Source organism: Caenimonas aquaedulcis (genome assembly GCF_015831345.1).
GTDB classification, from domain to species: domain Bacteria; phylum Pseudomonadota; class Gammaproteobacteria; order Burkholderiales; family Burkholderiaceae_C; genus Ramlibacter; species Ramlibacter aquaedulcis.
Genome location: NZ_JADWYS010000001.1, coordinates 799,041 through 817,851, shown reverse-complemented (window position 1 = coordinate 817,851; position 18,811 = coordinate 799,041). Strand labels below are relative to the sequence as shown.

The 18,811-nt window shown below is 65.4% G+C and carries 19 protein-coding genes and 1 tRNA gene; 9 read left to right on the top strand and 11 right to left on the bottom strand.

Annotation, left to right across the window (positions count from 1 at the left end):
* Window positions 1–44: 44 nt before the first annotated feature.
* The 6 genes from I5803_RS03850 to I5803_RS03825 are packed head-to-tail and all read right to left on the bottom strand — an operon-like array spanning window position 45 to window position 3,289.
* Entirely contained in the window at window positions 45–632 is a 588-nt protein-coding gene (locus tag I5803_RS03850; protein WP_196985084.1) for an LOG family protein, read from the bottom strand.
* A complete protein-coding gene (locus tag I5803_RS03845; protein ID WP_196985083.1) occupies window positions 629–1,033 on the bottom strand; it encodes a diacylglycerol kinase in 405 nt (134 codons plus the stop codon). The genes I5803_RS03850 and I5803_RS03845 overlap by 4 nt, the downstream gene beginning before the upstream one ends.
* A 41-nt stretch (window positions 1,034–1,074) precedes the next feature.
* Window positions 1,075–1,533 (bottom strand): RDD family protein, encoded by a 459-nt coding sequence (locus tag I5803_RS03840; RefSeq protein ID WP_196988447.1) that lies wholly within the window; start codon window positions 1,531–1,533, stop codon window positions 1,075–1,077.
* A 41-nt stretch (window positions 1,534–1,574) separates the two neighbouring features.
* Entirely contained in the window at window positions 1,575–2,288 is a 714-nt protein-coding gene (locus tag I5803_RS03835; protein ID WP_231402330.1) for a DUF3106 domain-containing protein, read from the bottom strand.
* Window positions 2,289–2,297: 9 nt separating this feature from the next.
* A complete protein-coding gene (locus tag I5803_RS03830) occupies window positions 2,298–2,726 on the bottom strand; it encodes a DUF3619 family protein (protein ID WP_196985082.1) in 429 nt (142 codons plus the stop codon).
* Window positions 2,723–3,289, bottom strand: coding sequence for an RNA polymerase sigma factor (locus tag I5803_RS03825; RefSeq protein ID WP_196985081.1), 567 nt, complete (start codon window positions 3,287–3,289; stop codon window positions 2,723–2,725). Before I5803_RS03825 ends, I5803_RS03830 begins: the two co-directional genes overlap by 4 nt.
* 278 nt (window positions 3,290–3,567) lie before the next feature.
* Here I5803_RS03825 and I5803_RS03820 point away from each other — a divergent pair, with 278 nt between their 5' ends.
* From I5803_RS03820 to pbpG, 7 genes are all read left to right on the top strand, one after another.
* Window positions 3,568–5,352 (top strand): acetolactate synthase 3 catalytic subunit, encoded by a 1,785-nt coding sequence (locus I5803_RS03820; protein ID WP_196985080.1) that lies wholly within the window; start codon window positions 3,568–3,570, stop codon window positions 5,350–5,352.
* Between the two features lie 87 nt (window positions 5,353–5,439).
* On the top strand, window positions 5,440–5,931 hold the full coding sequence (gene ilvN, locus I5803_RS03815; RefSeq protein ID WP_196985079.1) for an acetolactate synthase small subunit: 492 nt from the start codon (window positions 5,440–5,442) through the stop codon (window positions 5,929–5,931).
* Window positions 5,932–5,986: 55 nt separating this feature from the next.
* Window positions 5,987–7,003, top strand: a complete 1,017-nt coding sequence (gene ilvC / locus I5803_RS03810) for a ketol-acid reductoisomerase (protein WP_196985078.1) — start codon at window positions 5,987–5,989, stop codon at window positions 7,001–7,003.
* 75 nt (window positions 7,004–7,078) lie between these two features.
* A complete protein-coding gene (gene pssA, locus I5803_RS03805; RefSeq protein WP_196985077.1) occupies window positions 7,079–7,897 on the top strand; it encodes a CDP-diacylglycerol--serine O-phosphatidyltransferase in 819 nt (272 codons plus the stop codon).
* A gap of 169 nt (window positions 7,898–8,066) precedes the next feature.
* Window positions 8,067–9,764, top strand: coding sequence for a 2-isopropylmalate synthase (gene leuA, locus I5803_RS03800; protein ID WP_196985076.1), 1,698 nt, complete (start codon window positions 8,067–8,069; stop codon window positions 9,762–9,764).
* Window positions 9,749–11,287, top strand: coding sequence for a 2-isopropylmalate synthase (locus I5803_RS03795; protein ID WP_196985075.1), 1,539 nt, complete (start codon window positions 9,749–9,751; stop codon window positions 11,285–11,287). The genes leuA and I5803_RS03795 overlap by 16 nt, the downstream gene beginning before the upstream one ends.
* Before the next feature lie 119 nt (window positions 11,288–11,406).
* Window positions 11,407–12,453 (top strand): D-alanyl-D-alanine endopeptidase, encoded by a 1,047-nt coding sequence (gene pbpG / locus I5803_RS03790; protein WP_196985074.1) that lies wholly within the window; start codon window positions 11,407–11,409, stop codon window positions 12,451–12,453.
* A gap of 8 nt (window positions 12,454–12,461) precedes the next feature.
* Here pbpG and I5803_RS03785 read toward each other — a convergent pair whose 3' ends face one another.
* From I5803_RS03785 to aat, 3 genes are all read right to left on the bottom strand, one after another.
* The gene (locus tag I5803_RS03785) at window positions 12,462–13,256 is read right to left on the bottom strand and encodes an IclR family transcriptional regulator (RefSeq protein WP_196985073.1); all 795 of its coding nucleotides are present in this window, start codon (window positions 13,254–13,256) and stop codon (window positions 12,462–12,464) included.
* 65 nt (window positions 13,257–13,321) lie between these two features.
* Window positions 13,322–14,065, bottom strand: coding sequence for an arginyltransferase (locus I5803_RS03780; protein WP_196985072.1), 744 nt, complete (start codon window positions 14,063–14,065; stop codon window positions 13,322–13,324).
* Window positions 14,062–14,808 carry a leucyl/phenylalanyl-tRNA--protein transferase gene (gene aat, locus I5803_RS03775; RefSeq protein ID WP_196985071.1) on the bottom strand — a complete coding sequence of 249 codons (747 nt, stop codon included), beginning with the start codon at window positions 14,806–14,808 and terminating at the stop codon, window positions 14,062–14,064. The genes I5803_RS03780 and aat overlap by 4 nt, the downstream gene beginning before the upstream one ends.
* A gap of 74 nt (window positions 14,809–14,882) precedes the next feature.
* Between aat and I5803_RS03770 the strand changes: the two genes are divergently transcribed.
* Together I5803_RS03770 and I5803_RS03765 are read left to right on the top strand one after the other, a co-directional pair.
* On the top strand, window positions 14,883–16,046 hold the full coding sequence (locus I5803_RS03770) for a tetratricopeptide repeat protein (protein ID WP_196985070.1): 1,164 nt from the start codon (window positions 14,883–14,885) through the stop codon (window positions 16,044–16,046).
* Between the two features lie 58 nt (window positions 16,047–16,104).
* Complete coding sequence (locus tag I5803_RS03765; protein ID WP_196985069.1) at window positions 16,105–16,455, top strand: hypothetical protein; 351 nt, start codon at window positions 16,105–16,107, stop codon at window positions 16,453–16,455.
* Between the two features lie 75 nt (window positions 16,456–16,530).
* Here the strand turns inward: I5803_RS03765 and I5803_RS03760 are convergent.
* Together I5803_RS03760 and I5803_RS03755 are read right to left on the bottom strand one after the other, a co-directional pair.
* Window positions 16,531–16,606: transfer RNA gene (locus I5803_RS03760), tRNA-Asn, on the bottom strand.
* A 38-nt stretch (window positions 16,607–16,644) separates the two neighbouring features.
* Window positions 16,645–18,798 carry a TonB-dependent siderophore receptor gene (locus I5803_RS03755; RefSeq protein WP_196985068.1) on the bottom strand — a complete coding sequence of 718 codons (2,154 nt, stop codon included), beginning with the start codon at window positions 18,796–18,798 and terminating at the stop codon, window positions 16,645–16,647.
* Window positions 18,799–18,811 lie beyond the last annotated feature (13 nt).

The window sequence follows — 18,811 nt, the reverse complement described above, 5'->3', positions numbered from 1 at the left end:
GCCTTTCGCCGGGTCAGTATAGGCCTGCGACCTGACGCACCGGGTCAGATCTGCGACAAGTTGGTGGCGCGCGCCGCCGAGGAGGACGCTTGCCGGAGGTCCTGGAGCAGCGACGGTGCGTCGCCGGCCACGCGGATGAGCTCCATCTGCCATTCGCTCATGAAACCGCTGGAAACGCTGGACCAGAGGAAAGCGAGAAGGGTGTCGTAGTAGCCCGCCTCGTTGAGCAGGCCGATGGGCTTGTCGTGGTAGCCGAGTTGGCGCCAGGTCCAGACTTCGAAGAACTCCTCGAACGTGCCGATGCCGCCGGGCAGCGCGAGGAAGGCATCGGCGCGTTCGGCCATCATGCGTTTACGCTCGTGCATGTTCTCGACGACGTGCAACTCGGTGCAGTCGAGCTTGGCCCATTCCTTCTCGACCAGGGCATGCGGAATGACGCCCACTACACGCGCGCCCGCTTCAAGCGCGGCCGTCGCCATGACGCCCATGAGCCCGTTATTGCCGCCGCCATAGACGAGCTGGCCGCCATGCTCGCCAAGCCAGCGCCCGACTTGCGCGGCCGTCGCGGCAAAGGCGGGTTCCACACCCGGACGCGAGCCGCAATAGACGCAGAGGGAAAAGAAGGGGGTCATGCCGCAAATCGCTGGTAGAGGGCGCCGATCCAGATGCCGCCGCAGGCGAGCAGGCTCAACAGGACGGCCGCGCTTCCCATGTCCTTGGCGCGCTTGGACAACTCGTGCCATTCGGGGCCGATCCTGTCGATGGCGGCCTCGATGCCGGTGTTGAGCAGCTCGATGCTCAGGACGATGAGCACGGAGCCCGCGAGCAGGGCGACTTCGACCCAGCCGCGTCCGAGCCAGAACGCGAGCGGCACCATGACGATCGCGGCGATGGCTTCCTGGCGAAACGCGGTTTCGCTCCAGCCCGCGCGCAAGCCTGCCAGCGAGAAGCCCGCTGCGTGCATCACGCGGTCCAGCCCGGACCGTCGCTTTTGCTGGTCGGCGGGGGAGGCCGCCTGGGGTTGGGACGTCATGGATCGATTGTCGCTGCGCTGGGGTGCGGCTTCACGCCGGCTCACCGGCTGAGCGGTGCGGAGGGGACGAGTCGCGTTCCAGCGAATGCATCGTGCCAGAACTGCCGCTGGGGATGAAAGCGGCTCAGGATCGCCCAGACGGCAACCCATCCGAGCACCACCACCGCGGATTCACCGCCTGACAGCTTGAAGGGCGCCATGGCCGCGAGCGGCGGCAGGAACCACAGCCAGCACAACAGGTAGCGAAGCAGCGCGCGGCGCTGGGTGATGGGAAGCCCGGTCTTGTCCACCACGCGCAGGCCCCACGTTTTCATGGCGAGCGTCTGGCCGCGCGACCAGAACCAGGCGAAGTAGATGCCGAAAACGATGAACAGGAATGCCTGCAGCAGGGGGCGACGCGCATCCATGGCGTCGCGCATCTGGCCCAGCGTGCTGAACAACCACCCGGAGATGAAGACGACCGCGAACAGCAGCATTCCCTCGTACACCCACGCGCCCATGCGGCGGATGAGCGGCGGTGCGGTCAGGTCCGGGGCCGCGCTCAATTGGCGGCGCCAGCGGCGGGCTGGGGCAACAGGGTGTTCTGGTCGACCTGGTTGGCGCCGGCGGCGATCCGCGGCGGCCTGGAGACGGGCTTGGGCTGCGGGACTTTGGCCAGTTTCTCGGCCGGGACAGGCTTGACTGCGGCAGCAGTCGTCGGAGGCTTGGCGCTGCTCGCCGCGCCGGCGGCCAGCTTTCGCTTTTCCTCCGGAGGCAGGGCCTGGTAGGCCTCCCACTTCGCCTTCTTGTCGTCCGCCGAGATTTCCTGGGTCTTGCCGAAATTGAGGCGGGCCTGCGTGCGCTGCTGCGGGCTGAGCGCCACCCATTCGGTCATGCGGCTATGAAGCTTGGCCTGCTCCGCGGGCGGCATCTTGGGGAAATTCTGGGACATCGCGATCCACTTGCGCTTCTGCGCCTCGCTTACGCCGTCCCATTTGGCCGAAAGGGGAGCCAGCGCCTGGCGCTGCGCCTCCGTGAGCTCGCTCCAGAGCGGGCGAGTCGAAGGCTTGACCGCCTGCCTGGCGACCGAAGCACCCGGCGCTCGGACGGGAGTGGCCCGACTGGCGGCCGAGGCCGCGGGCACCGCGGCGGAAGGTTGGGGTTGTGCACGCGCCTGGAAGGCGCAAAGGCCCAGCGCGAGGCCGACCGACATCACTGCCGGAACGGCAGGCCACCGCCAGGTCGTGGGCGGAACAGCGCGGCAATCGGAAGGCATGGGCCCTGCTTATTCCCCGCCGGACTTCAGGAACTGCACGAAGCCGGGGTCGGCATAGGCAGACGGGGGAAGGTCGTCGGTGAGCAGCGCGGCGTCCACCTCGGCGACTTCGCTGGCGCGGCGATCGTTCTGGACGGTATGGATCAGGAAGAGGCCCGCGACCAGCGCGATGAGGGGGATGACGGAGCCGATGCGGCCCCACATGCCCATGTGCTCGTCGCCGAAGGTCAGGGAAGCGCTGGTGCCGGATGCGACGACGCTACCGGCGGTGCGGACGTTCTCCAGTTTCCGGCGGGCCACGGCCTGGACCCTGGCGGCGCGCAGGCGTTCGGAAATGTCGCGCGGCAGGTCGGCGGTGCCGGCAGCCAGGCGCTGGGAGAGCAGCAGGCCGAATTTGTCCTGGGCCTGTTGGAGCGTGATGGTTGGCGAGTTGGTCATAGTTGTATTCCCCTTGCCTTCAGTGCTTTGCTGAGGGCCTGGACCGCCCGTGAACAGTGCGTTTTGACACTGCCTTCCGAACAGCCCATGGCCGCCGCCGTTTCGGCCACGTCCATGTCCTCCCAGTAACGCATCAGGAAGGCTTCACGTTGACGGGCCGGCAATTCCTGGATTTCCGATTCGATCTGTCGCAAGATCTGCGCCCGCCGCGTGGAATCTTCCGCGCTTTCGACCTGCTGTGACCCTTCGGCGAAGGAATAAGTTTCCAGCAAGTCGAAATCCCCGTCTTCCGACGCGGATTCGAAGTCGCTCATGTTGGAAAACAGGGCCCGGCGGGTCTTCTGGCGGCGAAACCAGTCGAGCGTGCAGTTCGACAGGATGCGCTGGAAGAGCATCGGCAGCTCGTTCGGCGGCTTGTCCCCGTAGTGTTCGGCGAGCTTCATCATGCTGTCCTGCACGATGTCCAGGGCGGCTTCCTCGTCGCGAACGTGATAGATCGAGCGCTTGAATGCGCGCTTCTCGACGCTTTTGAGGAAGTCTGAGAGTTCTCGTTCGGTTGCCAATGAAGGGCCCTGCGCGGCAGGTCTGTCTCGTTTTGGGGACTGCGCGTATGCCGGTGGTGCGTCGGCAGCGCGAAATTATCGCATCGCGCCGCGAGGTTCCTTGGCCTTGCCGTGCTGCAGTGCGATAATCCGCCTGCAAGTCAAAAGGCAAACGAGTCCTGATCCGGCGCTGCGATAGGCGTGCCCATGGTCAGTGGTTCTAAGTCCCGCACCGGCCCCACAAGGGCGCGCGAGGGGCACCCAAGGTTTTTCGTCAGAGAAAATCGCAAAGGTTCATCATGGAAATCTCCAAGGCGGAGCTCAGCTCCGCGGCCGCCGCCACGGCGGGCCACACCGGATCCCCGCCCGAGCTGCGCGGCGCCGAAATCCTCGTCAAGACCCTCCAGGCCGAAGGCGTGAAGTACGTCTGGGGCTACCCGGGCGGCGCGGTGCTGCACATCTACGACGCGTTCTACAAGCAGGACACCATCCAGCACGTCCTCGTGCGCCATGAGCAGGCCGCCGTGCATGCGGCGGACGGCTACGCGCGCGCCACCGGCGACGTCGGCGTCGCGCTGGTCACCTCGGGTCCCGGCGTCACCAATGCGGTCACCGGTATCGCCACCGCCTACATGGACAGCATCCCCATGGTCATCATCACGGGCCAGGTGCCCGTGCCGGCGATCGGCCTGGACGCCTTCCAGGAGTGCGACACGGTCGGCATCACGCGCCCCATCGTCAAGCACAATTTCCTGGTGAAGGACGTGCGCACGCTGGCGGACGTGATGAAAAAGGCTTTCCATATCGCGCGCAGCGGCCGTCCGGGCCCGGTCGTGGTGGACATCCCGAAGGACGTGTCCTTCCTCAAGACGCCTTATCACGGCTACCCCGACAAGGTGGAGATGCGCTCGTACAACCCCGTGCGCAAAGGCCACGGCGGACAGATCCGCAAGGCGCTGCAGCTGCTGATGGCGGCCAAGCGCCCGTACATCTACACCGGCGGCGGCGTGATCCTGGGCAACGCGACGCAGGAACTGCGCACCCTGGTGGACATGCTGGGCTATCCGGTCACGAACACGCTGATGGGCCTGGGCGCTTACCCCGCGAGCGACCGCAAGTTCCTGGGCATGCTCGGGATGCACGGCACGATCGAAGCCAACAACGCGATGCAGAACTGCGACGTGCTGCTCGCCGTGGGCGCGCGCTTCGACGACCGCGTCATCGGCAACCCCAAGCATTTCGCGCAGAACGAACGCAAGATCATCCACATCGACATCGACCCTTCGAGCATCTCCAAGCGCGTGAAGGTCGACATCCCGATCGTCGGCGACGTGAAGGACGTGCTGGGCGAGCTCATCGCGATGATCCGCGAATCAAGCGTCAAGCCGGATTCGCAGGCGCTCGGCGCATGGTGGGAATCCATCGACGCCTGGCGCAAGAAGGACTGCCTGCGCTACGACCGCAAGAACACCGAGGTCATCAAGCCGCAATACGTCGTCGAGACGCTGTGGAACATGACCAAGGACGCGGACACGTACATCACGTCGGACGTCGGCCAGCACCAGATGTGGGCCGCCCAGTACTACCGCTTCGACGAGCCGCGCCGCTGGATCAACTCCGGCGGGCTGGGCACGATGGGCGTGGGCATTCCCTACGCCATGGGGATCAAGCTCGCCAAGCCCAAGAGCGAGGTGTACTGCGTGACGGGCGAAGGCTCGGTGCAGATGTGCATCCAGGAGCTCTCCACCTGCCTGCAATACAACACGCCGATCAAGATCGTCTCGCTGAACAACCGGTACCTGGGCATGGTGCGCCAGTGGCAGGAACTCGACTACGAGGGCCGGTACAGCCACAGCTACATGGATGCGCTGCCCAACTTCGTGAAGCTCGCGGAGGCATACGGGCACGTCGGCATGCTGATCGAGCACGCGAAGGATGTCGAGCCGGCGCTGCGCGAGGCGCGCAAGCTCAAGGACCGCACCGTCTTCATGGATTTCCGCACCGACCCGACGGAAAACGTGTTCCCCATGGTGCAGGCCGGCAAGGGCATCACCGAGATGCTCCTCGGAAGCGAAGATCTTTAAACCGTAACGCGGCGAATCTATCGGCCGCCAAGCCGCCCGGTTACCGCCGGGCGGGGAGGGCGCCGAAATGAGGAGCCGGAGGACAACATGAAACACATCATCGCAGTGCTGCTGGAGAACGAGCCCGGCGCTCTCTCCCGCGTCGTGGGCCTTTTTTCCGCCCGCGGCTACAACATCGAATCGCTCACCGTGGCGCCGACGGAAGACCCGTCGCTCTCGCGCATGACGATCCAGACCACCGGGTCGGACGACGTCATCGAGCAGATCACCAAGCACCTCAACCGCCTCATCGAGGTGGTGAAGGTCGTCGACCTCACCGAGGGCGCCTACACGGAGCGCGAGCTCATGATGGTGAAGGTGCGCGCCGTCGGCAAGGAACGCGAGGAGATGAAGCGCATGGCGGACATCTTCCGCGGCCGCATCATCGACGTGACGGAGAAGAGCTACACGATCGAGCTCACGGGCGACCAGGGAAAGAACGACGCTTTCCTCGAAGCCATCGACCGCACCGCGATCCTCGAAACGGTCCGCACCGGCTCGAGCGGCATCGGCCGCGGCGAACGCATTCTGCGTGTCTGACCGCGCAGTCCCACTTTTTTCAACGATTTCACGATTTCAACTGGAGAGAAAGACCATGAAGGTTTATTACGACAAGGACTGCGACCTGAGCCTCATCAAGGGCAAGACCGTCGCCATCATCGGCTACGGCTCGCAGGGCCATGCGCACGCGCAGAACCTGAACGACAGCGGCGTGAAGGTCGTCGTCGGCCTGCGCAAGGGCGGCGCGTCCTGGCCCAAGGTGGAGAAGGCCGGCCTGAAGGTCGCCGAAGTCGCCGATGCGGTGAAGTCCGCCGACGTGGTCATGATCCTGCTGCCCGACGAGCAGATCGCCCAGGTCTACAAAAACGACGTCGAGCCGAACATCAAGCCGGGCGCATCGCTCGTGTTCGCCCACGGCTTCAATGTGCATTACGGTTTCGTCACGCCGCGCGCCGACCTCGACGTCTGGATGGTTGCGCCCAAGGCGCCCGGCCACACCGTTCGCGGCACCTACGTGCAAGGCGGCGGCGTACCCCACCTGGTCGCGGTGCACCAGGACAAGAGCGGCAAGGCGCGCGACCTCGCTTTGTCCTATTCGATGGCCAATGGCGGCGGCAAGGCCGGCATCATCGAGACGAACTTCCGCGAAGAGACCGAGACCGACCTCTTCGGTGAGCAGGCCGTGCTGTGCGGCGGCACCGTCGAGCTGATCAAGGCCGGCTTCGAGACGCTGGTGGAAGCCGGCTACGCGCCCGAGATGGCGTACTTCGAGTGCCTGCACGAGCTGAAGCTGATCGTCGACATGATCTATGAAGGCGGCATCGCCAACATGAACTACTCGATCTCGAACAACGCCGAGTACGGCGAGTACGTCACCGGTCCGCGCATCGTGACGGACGAGACCAAGAAGGTCATGAAGCAGGTGCTCAAGGACATCCAGTCCGGCGAATATGCCAAGAGCTTCATCCTGGAAAACCGCGCCGGCGCACCCACGCTGCTGTCCAAGCGCAACCTGATGGCCCGCCACCAGATCGAGACCGTGGGCGAGCAGCTGCGCGCGATGATGCCCTGGATCAAGAAGAACAAGCTGGTCGACCAGACCCGCAACTGAGCGCTACCCGTGCAAAGAAGAGGCCGCCCCCGGGCGGCCTTTTTCACGTCCCCCGTATCTCTTACACTCGCTGCCATGCACGAAGGCAACGACTCCCACGACCACTCGCCCTCGGAAGGCATCGTGGTGCGCAAACGCCGCAAGGGCATCTACATCCTGCCCAACCTGTTCACGCTCGCGGCGCTCTTCGGCGGCTTCTACGGCATCGTCATGGCGATGGACGGGCGCTTCGACCAGGCGGCGGTGGGCATCTTCTGCGCGATGGTGCTCGACAGCCTCGACGGCCGCGTCGCCCGGATGACCAACACCCAGAGTGCGTTCGGCGAACAGATGGATTCGCTGTCCGACATGGTGTCTTTCGGCGCGGCGCCGGCGCTAGTCGCCTACACCTGGTCGTTGAAGGATCTCGGACGCTGGGGCTGGATCGCGGCTTTCGTTTATTGCGCCTGCGCCATGATGCGGCTGGCGCGCTTCAACGTGAACACCCAGGTCGTCGACAAGCGCTATTTCCAGGGGCTGCCTTCGCCGGCCGCGGCGGCGCTCATCGCGGGGTTCGTCTGGCTCATGACGGACGCAGGTATCCAGGGCCCGCAGGTGTCCTGGTACGTCTTCGCGGCGGCGCTCTTCGCCGGCCTCACGATGGTCACCAACGTCCCGTTCTACAGCTTCAAGGACGTGCAGATGAAAAAGAGCGTGCCCTTCGTGGTGATCGTCCTGATCGCCCTGGGCATCGCGGTCATCAACATCGCGCCTTCCATCGTCCTGTTCTCGCTCTTCGTGGTCTATGCCGTGTCGGGCTATGCGGTCTACGGATGGCGGCGCTTCAAGGGCGAGCGGGCGAGCGTCATCAGCACCTCCACCGACGAGCCCGAGGAAAGCGGCCTGCACCGCTAACTGTGCTACATTGGCATCCATGAACCGAATTTCGCTGGCCCTACTGCTATCTCCCCACGGGCGGAGACGGTAGCGCACGCGTAAACCTGATCGACGGCCCGTTTGCACCTGCAGCGGGCCGTTTTTCTTTGGGGCTGCAGGTTCACCTGATATCTTTCGAGAGATCGCCATGTTGAAGAATCCCGCCTCCAAATACCGCGCCTTCCAGCCGGTTCGCCTCGCAGACCGCACCTGGCCCGATGCCGTGCTGACCCGCCCGCCCGTGTGGTGCAGCGTCGACCTGCGCGACGGCAACCAGGCGCTGATCGAGCCCATGGACATCCCGCGCAAGCTGCGGATGTTCCAGGCGCTGGTGGAGATCGGCTTCAAGGAAATCGAGGTGGGTTTCCCCTCGGCATCGCAGGTCGAATTCGACTTCGTCCGCAAGCTGATCGATGAGGACCTCGTGCCGGACGACGTGACCATCCAGGTCCTGACGCAGGCGCGCGAACCGCTGATCCGCCGCACCTTCGAAGCGCTCGCGGGCGCCAGGCGGGTGATCGTGCACCTCTACAACGCCACGGCCCCCGTGATGCGCAAGGTGGTGCTGGGCCTGGACGAAGACGGCATCGTCGAACTCGCGACCAGCCAGGCCCGCCTGTTCAGCGAACTCGCGGCGCAGCAGCCCGGCACGCAGTGGACGTTCCAATATTCGCCGGAGATGTTCTCCGGCACCGAGCTCGCGTTCTCCAAACGCGTTGTCGATGCGGTGACCGATGTGTGGCAGCCGACCCCGCAGCGCAAGTGCATCGTCAACCTGCCGTCCACGGTGGAACATTCCACGCCGAACATCTTCGCGGACATGATCGAGTGGATGCACCGGCATCTCGCGCGTCGTGAAGCCATCGTGCTGTCCGTGCATCCGCACAACGACCGCGGCACGGGCACGGCGGCCGGCGAATTCGCGGTGATGGCGGGCGCGGACCGGCTCGAAGGCTGCCTCTTCGGCAACGGCGAGCGCACCGGCAACCTGGACCTCGTCAACGTCGCGCTCAACCTGTACTCGCAGGGCGTGGACCCGGGCCTCGACTTCTCGGACATCGACGAGATCCGCCGCACGGTGGAGCACTGCAACCAGTTGCCGGTCCACCCGCGCCACCCGTATGCGGGCGATCTCGTCTACACGTCGTTCTCGGGCTCCCACCAGGATGCCATCAAGAAGGCGTTTGCCGTGCGCAAGGAAGGCGACGTCTGGGACATGCCCTACCTGCCGCTGGACCCGAAGGACCTCGGCCGCAGCTACGAAGCGGTGATCCGCGTGAACAGCCAGTCGGGCAAGGGCGGCATCTCCTACCTGCTGGAAAGCGAATTCGGCCTCGAACTGCCAAGGCGCCTGCAGATCGAATTCAGCCAGGTCGTGCAGAACGTGATGGACGCCTCCGGCAAGGAGCTGAGCGCACAGCAACTCTACGACCTGTTCGAGCGCGAATATGGCGTGCGAAGCATCGCGGCGCCACAGCACCAGGTGCTGGAGGACGTCGGCGGCAGCACCGGGCAGCTCGTCCGGATGACGGCGGAGGTGGAAGTCTCCGGCAAGCGCCTGTCCGTCCACGGCGCGGGCAATGGCCCGATCGACGCTTTCGTGGAGGCGCTGGGTAGCGCGTGCGGCGAAGCGATCCGCGTGCTGGACTACCATGAGCACGCGATTGGGGCGGGCGCGAACGCGCAGGCCGTGGCATACCTCGAATTGCGCGTCGGCGACCGGACGCTCTTCGGCGTCGGCATGGATTCGAGCATCGTGTCCGCATCGCTGAAGGCCATCGTCTCGGGCGTGCAGCGCGCGCAGGCCAGCCGCAACAACAAGGAAGCAACATGGCAGACCAACTGATCATCTTCGACACGACGCTGCGCGACGGTGAGCAATCGCCAGGCGCCTCCATGACCAAAGACGAAAAGCTGCGGATCGCGCGCCAGCTCGAGCGCCTGAAGGTGGACGTGATCGAGGCCGGCTTCGCGGCCAGTTCCAACGGCGACTTCGAAGCCGTGCAGCTCATCGCGAACGCCATCCGCGAGTCCACCATCTGTTCCTTGTCCCGCGCCAACGACCGCGACATCTCGCGGGCGGCCGAGGCGCTGAAGGGCGCCGAGCGCGCGCGCATCCACACCTTCATCGCGACTTCACCCCTGCACATGGAAAAAAAGCTGAGGATGACGCCGGAGCAGGTGCACGAGCAGGCGAAGCAGGCGGTGCGCTTTGCGCGCAACCTGTGTGGGGACATCGAGTTTTCCCCCGAGGACGGTTACCGCAGCGACATGGATTTCCTGTGCCGCGTGTTGGAGACAGTCATCGCGGAAGGTGCCACCACGATCAACGTGCCCGACACCGTGGGCTACGCGGTTCCCGAGCTGTACGGCCAGTTCATCAAGACCCTGCGCGAGCGGGTCCCGAATTCGGACAAGGCGATCTGGTCGGTCCACTGCCACAACGACCTGGGCATGGCGGTGGCGAACTCGCTGGCCGGCGTGAAGCTCGGCGGGGCGCGGCAGGTGGAGTGCACGATCAACGGGCTGGGCGAGCGCGCCGGCAACTGCTCGCTGGAAGAGATCGTCATGGCGGTGAAGACCCGCAAGGACTATTTCAAGCTCGAGCTCAACATCGACCCCAAGCACATCGTGGCTGCCAGCCGCATGGTGAGCCAGACCACGGGCTTCGTGGTCCAGCCCAACAAGGCGGTGGTCGGGGCCAATGCCTTCGCCCACGCGAGCGGCATCCACCAGGACGGCGTGCTGAAGGCGCGCGACACCTACGAAATCATGCGCGCCGAGGATGTCGGCTGGAGCGCCAACAAGATCGTGCTGGGCAAACTGTCGGGCCGCAATGCGTTCAAGCAGCGCCTGCAGGAACTCGGCGTCTCGCTCGAGAGCGAGGCCGACGTCAACAGCGCATTTGCGCGCTTCAAGGAACTCGCCGACCGCAAGAGCGACATCTTCGACGAGGACATCCTGGCCTTGGTGAGCGACGAGAGCGTCTCGCACGACAAGGAGCAGTACAGCTTTGTCTCGCTGTCGCAACACAGTGAAACCGGTGAGAAGCCGCATGCGGCGGTCGTCTTCACGGTCGCCGGCAAGGAAGTCCGCGGGGAATCGGACGGCAACGGTCCGGTCGATGCCTCGCTGAAGGCGATCGAAAGCCACGTCAAGAGCGGGGCGGAGATGGTGCTGTACTCGGTCAACGCCATCAGCGGGTCCACCGAAAGTCAGGGCGAGGTGACAGTCCGCCTCCAGAACTCCGGCCGCGTGGTCAACGGTGTGGGCGCGGACCCGGACATCGTCGTGGCCTCCGCGAAGGCTTATCTCAGTGCACTCAACAAGTTACAAAGTAAATCTGATCGAGTGGCTGCACAAGGCTGAGCCGTTTCCCTATAATTTGGTGTATCGATTGAAGAAAGTTACATAAGTCATTGATCTTGTGTAATATTTTCTCTCCCGGTCAACTTCGAGCCGTTTTGTGGCGTTTTAGGAGTTTCTGGATGCACCAAAAAGCTTCGTTGGCGATGAGCAAGATCCTCACCCGTTTCCTGCAATCCGTGGCCTTGGCAGCTCTCGCTGTGGCACTGGTTCCGTCGCATGCCGAGGCCGCCACTCGCAAGGTCGCCGCCAGCAAGAAATCCCAGGTAACGCCCAAGCGCGTTTCTCGCTCGTTTGCCGTTGGCAAGCGCTCCGTGATTCGAGTGGCTGCAGTTCCCGCCCGGCCCTCATACGGCCAATTGGCCGGCCTGCACTCCGTGTCCGACCAGCTGGACCTCAAGTCCAGCGTCGCCCTGGTCATCGACCAGGACACGCGTGAAGTACTGCTGTCCAAGAACGACTCCGCCGTCCTGCCCATCGCCTCGCTCACCAAGCTCATGACGGGCCTGCTGATCAGCGAAGCCAAGCTGCCGATGGACGAGATGATCACCATCACCCAGGACGACGTCGACACGGAAAAGGGCAGCCGCTCCCGCCTGCGCGTGGGCACCGTGCTTTCCCGCGGTGAGCTCCTGCATCTTGCGTTGATGTCTTCCGAAAACCGCGCTGCCCACGCACTCGGCCGCACCTATCCGGGCGGCCTCGCGACATTCGTCGCGCTGATGAACGCCAAGGCCAAGACGCTCGGAATGAAGGACACGCACTACGTCGAGCCGACGGGCCTGTCCAGCCAGAATCAGTCCAGCGCGCATGACCTCGCGACGCTCGTCGGCACCGCCTACGGCGATCCCGTGCTCCGCGATTTCTCCACCTCGCCGGGCCATCAGGTCGCTGTCGGCAACCGCACGCTGCAGTTCAACAACACGAACCGCCTCGTGAAGAACCCCGCCTGGGACATCGGCCTGCAAAAGACCGGCTTCATCAATGAAGCGGGTCAGTGCCTCGTCATGCAGGCCAAGGTGGCCGGTCGCAAGCTGATCATGGTGTTCCTGGATTCCGCGGGCAAGCTCAGCCGCATCGGCGACGCGGAACGCGTTCGCAAGTGGGTGGAATCCAACCCGGTGGTCGTCCCCGGCGTGAACACTGTCATTCGCCAGGTCAACGGCTAAGGCGCGCCTCAGGCCGCCCGCGTTGCAGGGGCGCGATGCCCCAAGGCCGACGAAATTTCGTTGGCCGTCGCCTGCAATTTCGTCAGCCAGCCTTCATCCAGCCGGTCGGCCGGCGCGGAGATCGACAGCCCCGCGACGAGCCTGCTCTGGTCGTCGTAGATGCCGGCCGCCATGCAGCGCACACCCAGCTCCAGTTCCTCGTTGTCGCGGGCGATGCCGTACTGGCGCGCCTTCGACAGTTCGCGCTCGAGCACCGGCAACTGCGTGATGCTGTTGCGGGTGTGGCCGGCGAGGCCCGTGCGAGTCGCGTAGGCACGCACGCGCTGCGCGTCGTCCGCGGCAAGAAAAAGTTTGCCCGTCGATGTGAGGTGAAGGGGCGCCCGCCCGCCGATGGCGCGCACCACCTGCATGCCCGAGCGCTCGCTATAGGCCCGCTCGATGTACACGATCTCGTCCCCTTGGCGCATGCTCAGGTTCACGGGCTGCTGGATCAGCTTGTGCAATTCCCGCATCGGCGTCAGCGCCGCGTCGCGCACGTTGAGGCGGCCCTTGACGAGGTTGCCCAGCTCCAGCAGGCGCATGCCCAGGCGGTAGCTGCCAGCCTCCGGCCGGTCGACGAATCGGCCTGTCGCGAGGTCATTGAGGATGCGGTGCGTCGTCGAGGGGTGCAGGCCGGTCTTCTCGCTGATTTCCTTGAGCGACACGGCTTCCTCGCGGGACGCCAGCACGTCGATCAGCGCGAACATGCGCTCGATCACCTGGATCGTCGGCGTCGCGGGGGCGCCGGTGTCGTTTTTTCTCATGGCAGGCCGGGGAGCTGGTAAGCCCCGATTTTATCATGTGAAATTCGCCGAAGGGGCGAGAAGGGTCAGGCCGGCGCGGAGCGGGCCCAGTGACCGTCCACCAGCACTTCATGCGGCGAGAACTTGGCCTTGTAATTCATCTTCGGGCTCTGGCCGATCCAGTAGCCCAGGTAGACATGCGGCAGTTGAAGCCGACGGGCCTGGTCGATCTGCCACAGCACGCTGTAGGTGCCATAACTGGCGGACGCATGCGGTTCGTAGAAGGTGTAGACGGCCGAGATGCCGTCGTTCAACACGTCCAGGATGGACACCATGCGCAGCGCACCCGGCGAGCCGTCGGGGCGGGTCTCGCGAAATTCCACCAGGCGTGAGTTCACCCGGCTTTGCAGCAGGAACTGCGTGTACTGGTCGATGCTGTCGTGGTCCATCCCGCCGCCCGCGTGGCGGCCGGTCTGGTAGCGCAGATAGAGGTGGTAATGCTCCGGGACGAAGCACAACTTGAGGACGCGCGCCTGCAGGTTGGCGTGCTGCGCCCAGGCGCGCCGCTGGCTGCGCGTCGGCTGGAATTCTTCGCTCAGCACGCGGAGCGGCACGCAGGCGCGGCAGCCGTCGCAATAAGGCCGGTAGGTGAACATGCCGCTGCGACGGAAGCCGTTGGTGACGAGGTCCGAGTATGCGTCGTTATGGATCAGGTGGCTGGGCGTCGCGACCTGTGAGCGTGCCTGCTTGCCCGGCAGGTAGCTGCACGGGTAGGGTGCCGTTGCATAGAACTGCAGGGTCTGGAGCGGGAGATCCTTGAGGTGGGTCACGCTGGAGGCTTGGGCGGCAGGAGTGCGTTCCAGTATACGGGGTCGAACCGCCAGGACGGCGTCGGACGGGATGCGTTCCGTGCCACCTGCGCAACAAATTCCGCCCGGGGAATCTCCCGCGCGCCCAGCGACGCCAGGTGCTGAGTGTTCTGCTGGCAGTCGATCATGGCGATGCCATGGGCCCGGCAGAACGCGACCAGGCCGGCCAGTGCCAGCTTGGAAGCATCCGGCACGCGCGTGAACATGGATTCGCCGAACACCGCTTGGCCGATGCACACGCAGTACAGGCCGCCGGCGAGGCGCCCGTCGATCCAGGCCTCGACGCTGTGCGCATGACCGGCGGCGTGGAACGCTTCGTAGGCCTCGACCATGGGCGGCAGAATCCAGGTGCCGTTCTGCCCCGCGCGCGCGGATCCCGAGCAGGCGCGGATGACGTCGCCGAACGCGCTGTCGATTCGCAGTTCGCACGACGGGTCCGCGATGAATCGTGAGAGCGTCTTGCGCAGTGAACGGTGCAGCTTGAATTCGCGGGGGATGAGGACCATGCGAGGGTCGGTGCTCCACCAGAGGATGGGCTGGCCATCGCTGAACCAGGGAAAGATGCCGTTCGAATACGCGCGATGGAGGGTCCGGACATCCAGGGCGCCGCCGGCCGCGAGCAGGCCCGGGGCGGGCTGGGACGCACCCCACGCCTGCGCCGGGGGCGGAAACGGGTCGCCGGGGTCGAGCCAGGGCAGGTTCATGCGGCGCGGAGAAATAGCTTGAGCTTGCTTGCCACGCTGCTATTGTGCAGGGAGCACTTCTTCCGGAGGCTTCGATGCTCAAGCGCGCGCTTTGGATGGTCACGGCCGCTGTCGCCCTGGTGGGCTGCGCAGCGCCGATCGAAACGCCGCGCGCCGGCGCCCTGCCTTGGCTCGACGATGCATTCGAAGCGCAGCCCAACCTCGTGACCGTGGGCAAGGACGAGCTATTCCGGCTGGCCCCCGACCTGCAGGCGCGCCTCAAGGACGCGAACGTCGATGGGATGAGCAACCCGCGCAAGCTCAAGCACATCCTGACACTGATTTTCGGACCCGACCTGCGTGGGTTCAACTACGCCGCCGGCCATTCGACCATCGCCTCGGAAACCTGGCAACGCAAGCGCGGCGACTGCCTGTCGCTCACCGTGCTGACCTACTCGGTCGCCAGGGCGCTGCGCATGAACGCGCAGATGCAGGAAGTCCGCGTCCCCGTCCTTTTCGACAGGCGGGGGCAGGTGGACGTGGTGAACCAGCACGTGAACGTGCTCTTTCGCGGCGGGGCGCGCCAATGGCCCGACGAAGCGGAGGCGCACGACACCGTGATCGACTTCGAGCCCGAGTTCTCGTCGGGCAAGCCCGGGCATCCCCTCACCGAAGAGGCGATCCTCGCGCGCTACTACAACAACCTCGGGGCGGAGCATCTCGTGGCCGGGCGGCGCAGCCTCGCCTACGCCCACTTCAAGGCCGCGATCCAGGCCGACGCGGCCTATGCGGCCAGCTACGGAAACCTCGCGGTCCTCTACCGCGAGACCGGGCGCCTGCGTGAGGCGGAGCAGTTGCTGGTGTGGGCCGTGAAGCTGAGCGATCCCCCGGACGTGCCGCTGCATACGCTGCATGAAATGCTGGTCGCGCAGGGCCGCACTGCGGAAGCGGAACGGTATGCGGTTGCGATGCGGGCCGCGCGCGACCGGGATCCGTATTACTGGGTGGCCAGGGGCATCGATCTCCTGAACCAGGGCGATGCCCGGCGCGCGATCGCCGCGCTGGAGCATGCGCGCGAGATGTCCAACGGCTTCGACGAGGTGCATCGCTATCTTGCGCTGGCCTACTGGCGCGCGGGGGAACCCCTGAAGGCACGGCAGGAACTGGACGTGCTGGTCGCGTCCGGGGATGACGTGGGCGCATCGAAGGTGCGGCGCAAGATCAAGGCCCGGACGGTGGAGCCCCCGCCGCCTTCCTGATTCGTAGGACAGGGGCCCGACTTTCTGGCAGGCGGATGCGACACAACCATAATCAGGGATGAAAAAGCCTGCCCGCCGTTCGACAGCCACCCGCCTGCTCGTGGGAGCGATCGGCAAGACGGAAAAGGTGCGCGACGACCTCACGGACGCGGCGCGAGACCTGAGCGACACCAATGCACTGCTTTCCGGGCCGCTTTCGGCGGCGCAAGCCGTGGCCGCCGTTGCAGGCGCCGTCAAACAGAATCTCGCCGCGGAGGTGAAGGTGCAGGAAGCCGCCGAGGAACTCGCCACCGTCAAGAGCATGCTGGAGGACGCGCAGGTCGCCAATGCCGAAGAACCGGCGACGGGGAAGGGCGGAGAGGGCGTTGCGAGCATCCTTCCGCATCTGCAATCGGCAAGAGATTGCTGACCCAAAGAAAAAGCCAGCTACCTGGGAGATAGCTGGCTTTTGGGGCCTGCAGCCTAAGGCTGCGGGCTGATTTTTTGGCTCCTCGACCTGGGCTCGAACCAGGGACCTACGGATTAACAGTCCGGCGCTCTACCGACTGAGCTATCGAGGAACAAGCCTTAGATTATAGCGCGATTTTTGGGCTCGATTTCAGAGCGCTGCCGTGAACGAAACGCGGAAGGTCCGCGGCGCGCCCGGGTACAGGTACACGTGCCCGAACTGGGTAGGGGATTCCTTCCAGAAGCGCTTGTTCGTGAGGTTGTCCACGCCGATGCTCCAGGTGGTCGCTGTCGCGCCCATCTTCGTTTCGTAGCGCAGGGCGGCGTCCAGGCGCGTCCAGCCCGGCAACACCACCGACTCGTCCGCCAGCACGGAGCGTCGGCCCTCATGGGATACAGTCCCGCGCAGTTCCAGCCCGGGGGCCGAGGCCATGCGCCAGGCGACATGCGCGCGAACCACCGCGTCGGGAACATTCACCGGCCGCTTGCCGTTGCCCGCCGGCTCCAGTGCGCTGCCCCGGCGCTTCGCGTTCAGCAACGTCACGCCGCCGCCGGCGCTCCAGGGTCCCCTCGCCCAGTTCAGGTTCGCTTCGACGCCTTGATGGACCGCCTCGCCGTCGGACTGGCCGACACAGCTTGCATACGTGCGGTTGCAATAGTCGATGTTGCTCATCGGACGGTGGATGCGGAAGAGGACGAGCTGCCAGCCGAGTCCTTCGCGCTCTCCCTTCACCCCGACTTCCACCTGGCGCGACTTGAGCGCAGGCAAGACCTGCCCCGGATTTGCGTAGATCGCGGCATTGTTGGGCACCTGCTGCGACTCGACGCCCTGGCCCCAGCTCGCGTAGCCCATCATCGCCTCCGTGAGTTTCAGGCTCGCGGCGATCCACGGTGTCGTCAGTTGCTGCGCATACGAATTGGCGGCGGAGCCGTCCGTCATCACGCTGTCGCGGTGCAGGCGGGTGTGGCGCATACCGAGCCAGGTGGTGAAGCGCTCATTCCAGCGGATCGCGTCCTGTGCCGAGAACTCGAGCGAGCGCTCGTCGCGATTGGTGCCTTCGTAGGTGAGCGTTGGATCGGGGGGCGCGACAGCCGTACCGTCGACGTAGCCCGTGCCCACGTAGTTGTACGCCTGCGGCTGCACACGGTTGCGCACGCGGCCCGCGAGTACGCCGAAGGACAGGTCGTGCGTGACGGCTCCCATGGACAGTTTGCCCTTCAGGTTGAGCAGTCCCGCGTCCTGCCGGCGCCGCTCGTTCTCGCTGCGGAAATCGTAATAGTCGAAGCTGCCGTCCGAACAGTAGCGGTCGTAGTTGCCTTCCGCACCGCAACCGAAGGGGAAGGCCGTGTAGTCGTCATTCTTCAGGCGTTGTGTGCCCAGCGACGCCGACCAGCGCCAGCCGTCCCCGAGCCCCTGGTCGAAGCGCACCGAGCCCGTGGCCGCCTCGAAGCGCGAAGGCTGCACCCACGGCTGGTTGTTCAGGTTCAATCGCGGATCGGGCACGGAGGGCAGCACGCTGCCCAGCAGGCTGTAGCCCACCTGGCTCGCTTGCGTCTTACGGCTCCATTCGAATTCGGCCGAGAGCACGGAGTCCCGGCCGAGGCGCCAGTCGGTCGCCAGCGACACCAGGCTGCGGTTGCCATCCAGGTCGCGGACCAGGGGGCGCAGCCGTTCCTGCGCGACGTTCAGTCGGTAGCCGAACGCGCCGTCCTTGCCTGCGCGGCCGCCAAGGTCCACCGCGGCCAACACGCTCGCGCGGCTGGTCCATTCGAGCCGCACTTCGCGCAGGTCCTGCTCGGTGGGGCGCTTCACCACGTAGTTGACGAGGCCCCCCGGCGCGCTCGTGCCCGCCTGGATGCCGCTCGTGCCCTTGAGGATCTCGACCCGTTCCTTGTTGTCCAGCGCAATGGTGGTCTCCGCGTTGATGGGCAAGCCCTCGCGGCGGTAGTTGAACCGGTTGTCCAGCGTGAAGCCGCGCACGGAGATGAAGTCCCAGTAGCCGGGCGCGTTGTAGGCGTCGGACACCGAGGAGTCGAACTGCGCGAGGTCCGCCAGGCGCCGCGCGCCGGTGGCTTCGATCTGCCGGTGGTCCACGATGGTGGCCGAGACGGGCACCTCCGTGAGCGGCGCGTCGCCGAAGCCCGTGACGTCGGCGGCAGGCGCACTGCGCCCCGTGACGACGACCGGCTTGAGCGCCGCGTTTTGCGCTTGCGCGGTGGAGCATGCGAGGACGGCAGTTGCTGCCGCGAGCGCGATATGAGATTTCGGCCACGAAGGCCGGCGGATTGGCGATGGTTGTGCCATAACGTTTTCTTTC

Coding starts and splice junctions, on each gene's coding strand:
- I5803_RS03820 (WP_196985080.1), top strand. CDS start 3,568: ATGGAAATCTCCAAGGCGGAGCTCAGCTCCGCGGCCGCCGCCACGGCG.
- ilvC (WP_196985078.1), top strand. CDS start 5,987: ATGAAGGTTTATTACGACAAGGACTGCGACCTGAGCCTCATCAAGGGC.
- I5803_RS03755 (WP_196985068.1), bottom strand. CDS start 18,798: ATGGCACAACCATCGCCAATCCGCCGGCCTTCGTGGCCGAAATCTCAT.
- I5803_RS03765 (WP_196985069.1), top strand. CDS start 16,105: ATGAAAAAGCCTGCCCGCCGTTCGACAGCCACCCGCCTGCTCGTGGGA.
- pssA (WP_196985077.1), top strand. CDS start 7,079: ATGCACGAAGGCAACGACTCCCACGACCACTCGCCCTCGGAAGGCATC.
- I5803_RS03830 (WP_196985082.1), bottom strand. CDS start 2,726: ATGACCAACTCGCCAACCATCACGCTCCAACAGGCCCAGGACAAATTC.
- I5803_RS03850 (WP_196985084.1), bottom strand. CDS start 632: ATGACCCCCTTCTTTTCCCTCTGCGTCTATTGCGGCTCGCGTCCGGGT.
- ilvN (WP_196985079.1), top strand. CDS start 5,440: ATGAAACACATCATCGCAGTGCTGCTGGAGAACGAGCCCGGCGCTCTC.
- I5803_RS03835 (WP_231402330.1), bottom strand. CDS start 2,288: ATGCCTTCCGATTGCCGCGCTGTTCCGCCCACGACCTGGCGGTGGCCT.
- I5803_RS03840 (WP_196988447.1), bottom strand. CDS start 1,533: ATGGGCGCGTGGGTGTACGAGGGAATGCTGCTGTTCGCGGTCGTCTTC.
- aat (WP_196985071.1), bottom strand. CDS start 14,808: ATGAACCTGCCCTGGCTCGACCCCGGCGACCCGTTTCCGCCCCCGGCG.
- leuA (WP_196985076.1), top strand. CDS start 8,067: ATGTTGAAGAATCCCGCCTCCAAATACCGCGCCTTCCAGCCGGTTCGC.
- I5803_RS03770 (WP_196985070.1), top strand. CDS start 14,883: ATGCTCAAGCGCGCGCTTTGGATGGTCACGGCCGCTGTCGCCCTGGTG.
- pbpG (WP_196985074.1), top strand. CDS start 11,407: ATGCACCAAAAAGCTTCGTTGGCGATGAGCAAGATCCTCACCCGTTTC.
- I5803_RS03845 (WP_196985083.1), bottom strand. CDS start 1,033: ATGACGTCCCAACCCCAGGCGGCCTCCCCCGCCGACCAGCAAAAGCGA.
- I5803_RS03785 (WP_196985073.1), bottom strand. CDS start 13,256: ATGAGAAAAAACGACACCGGCGCCCCCGCGACGCCGACGATCCAGGTG.
- I5803_RS03795 (WP_196985075.1), top strand. CDS start 9,749: ATGGCAGACCAACTGATCATCTTCGACACGACGCTGCGCGACGGTGAG.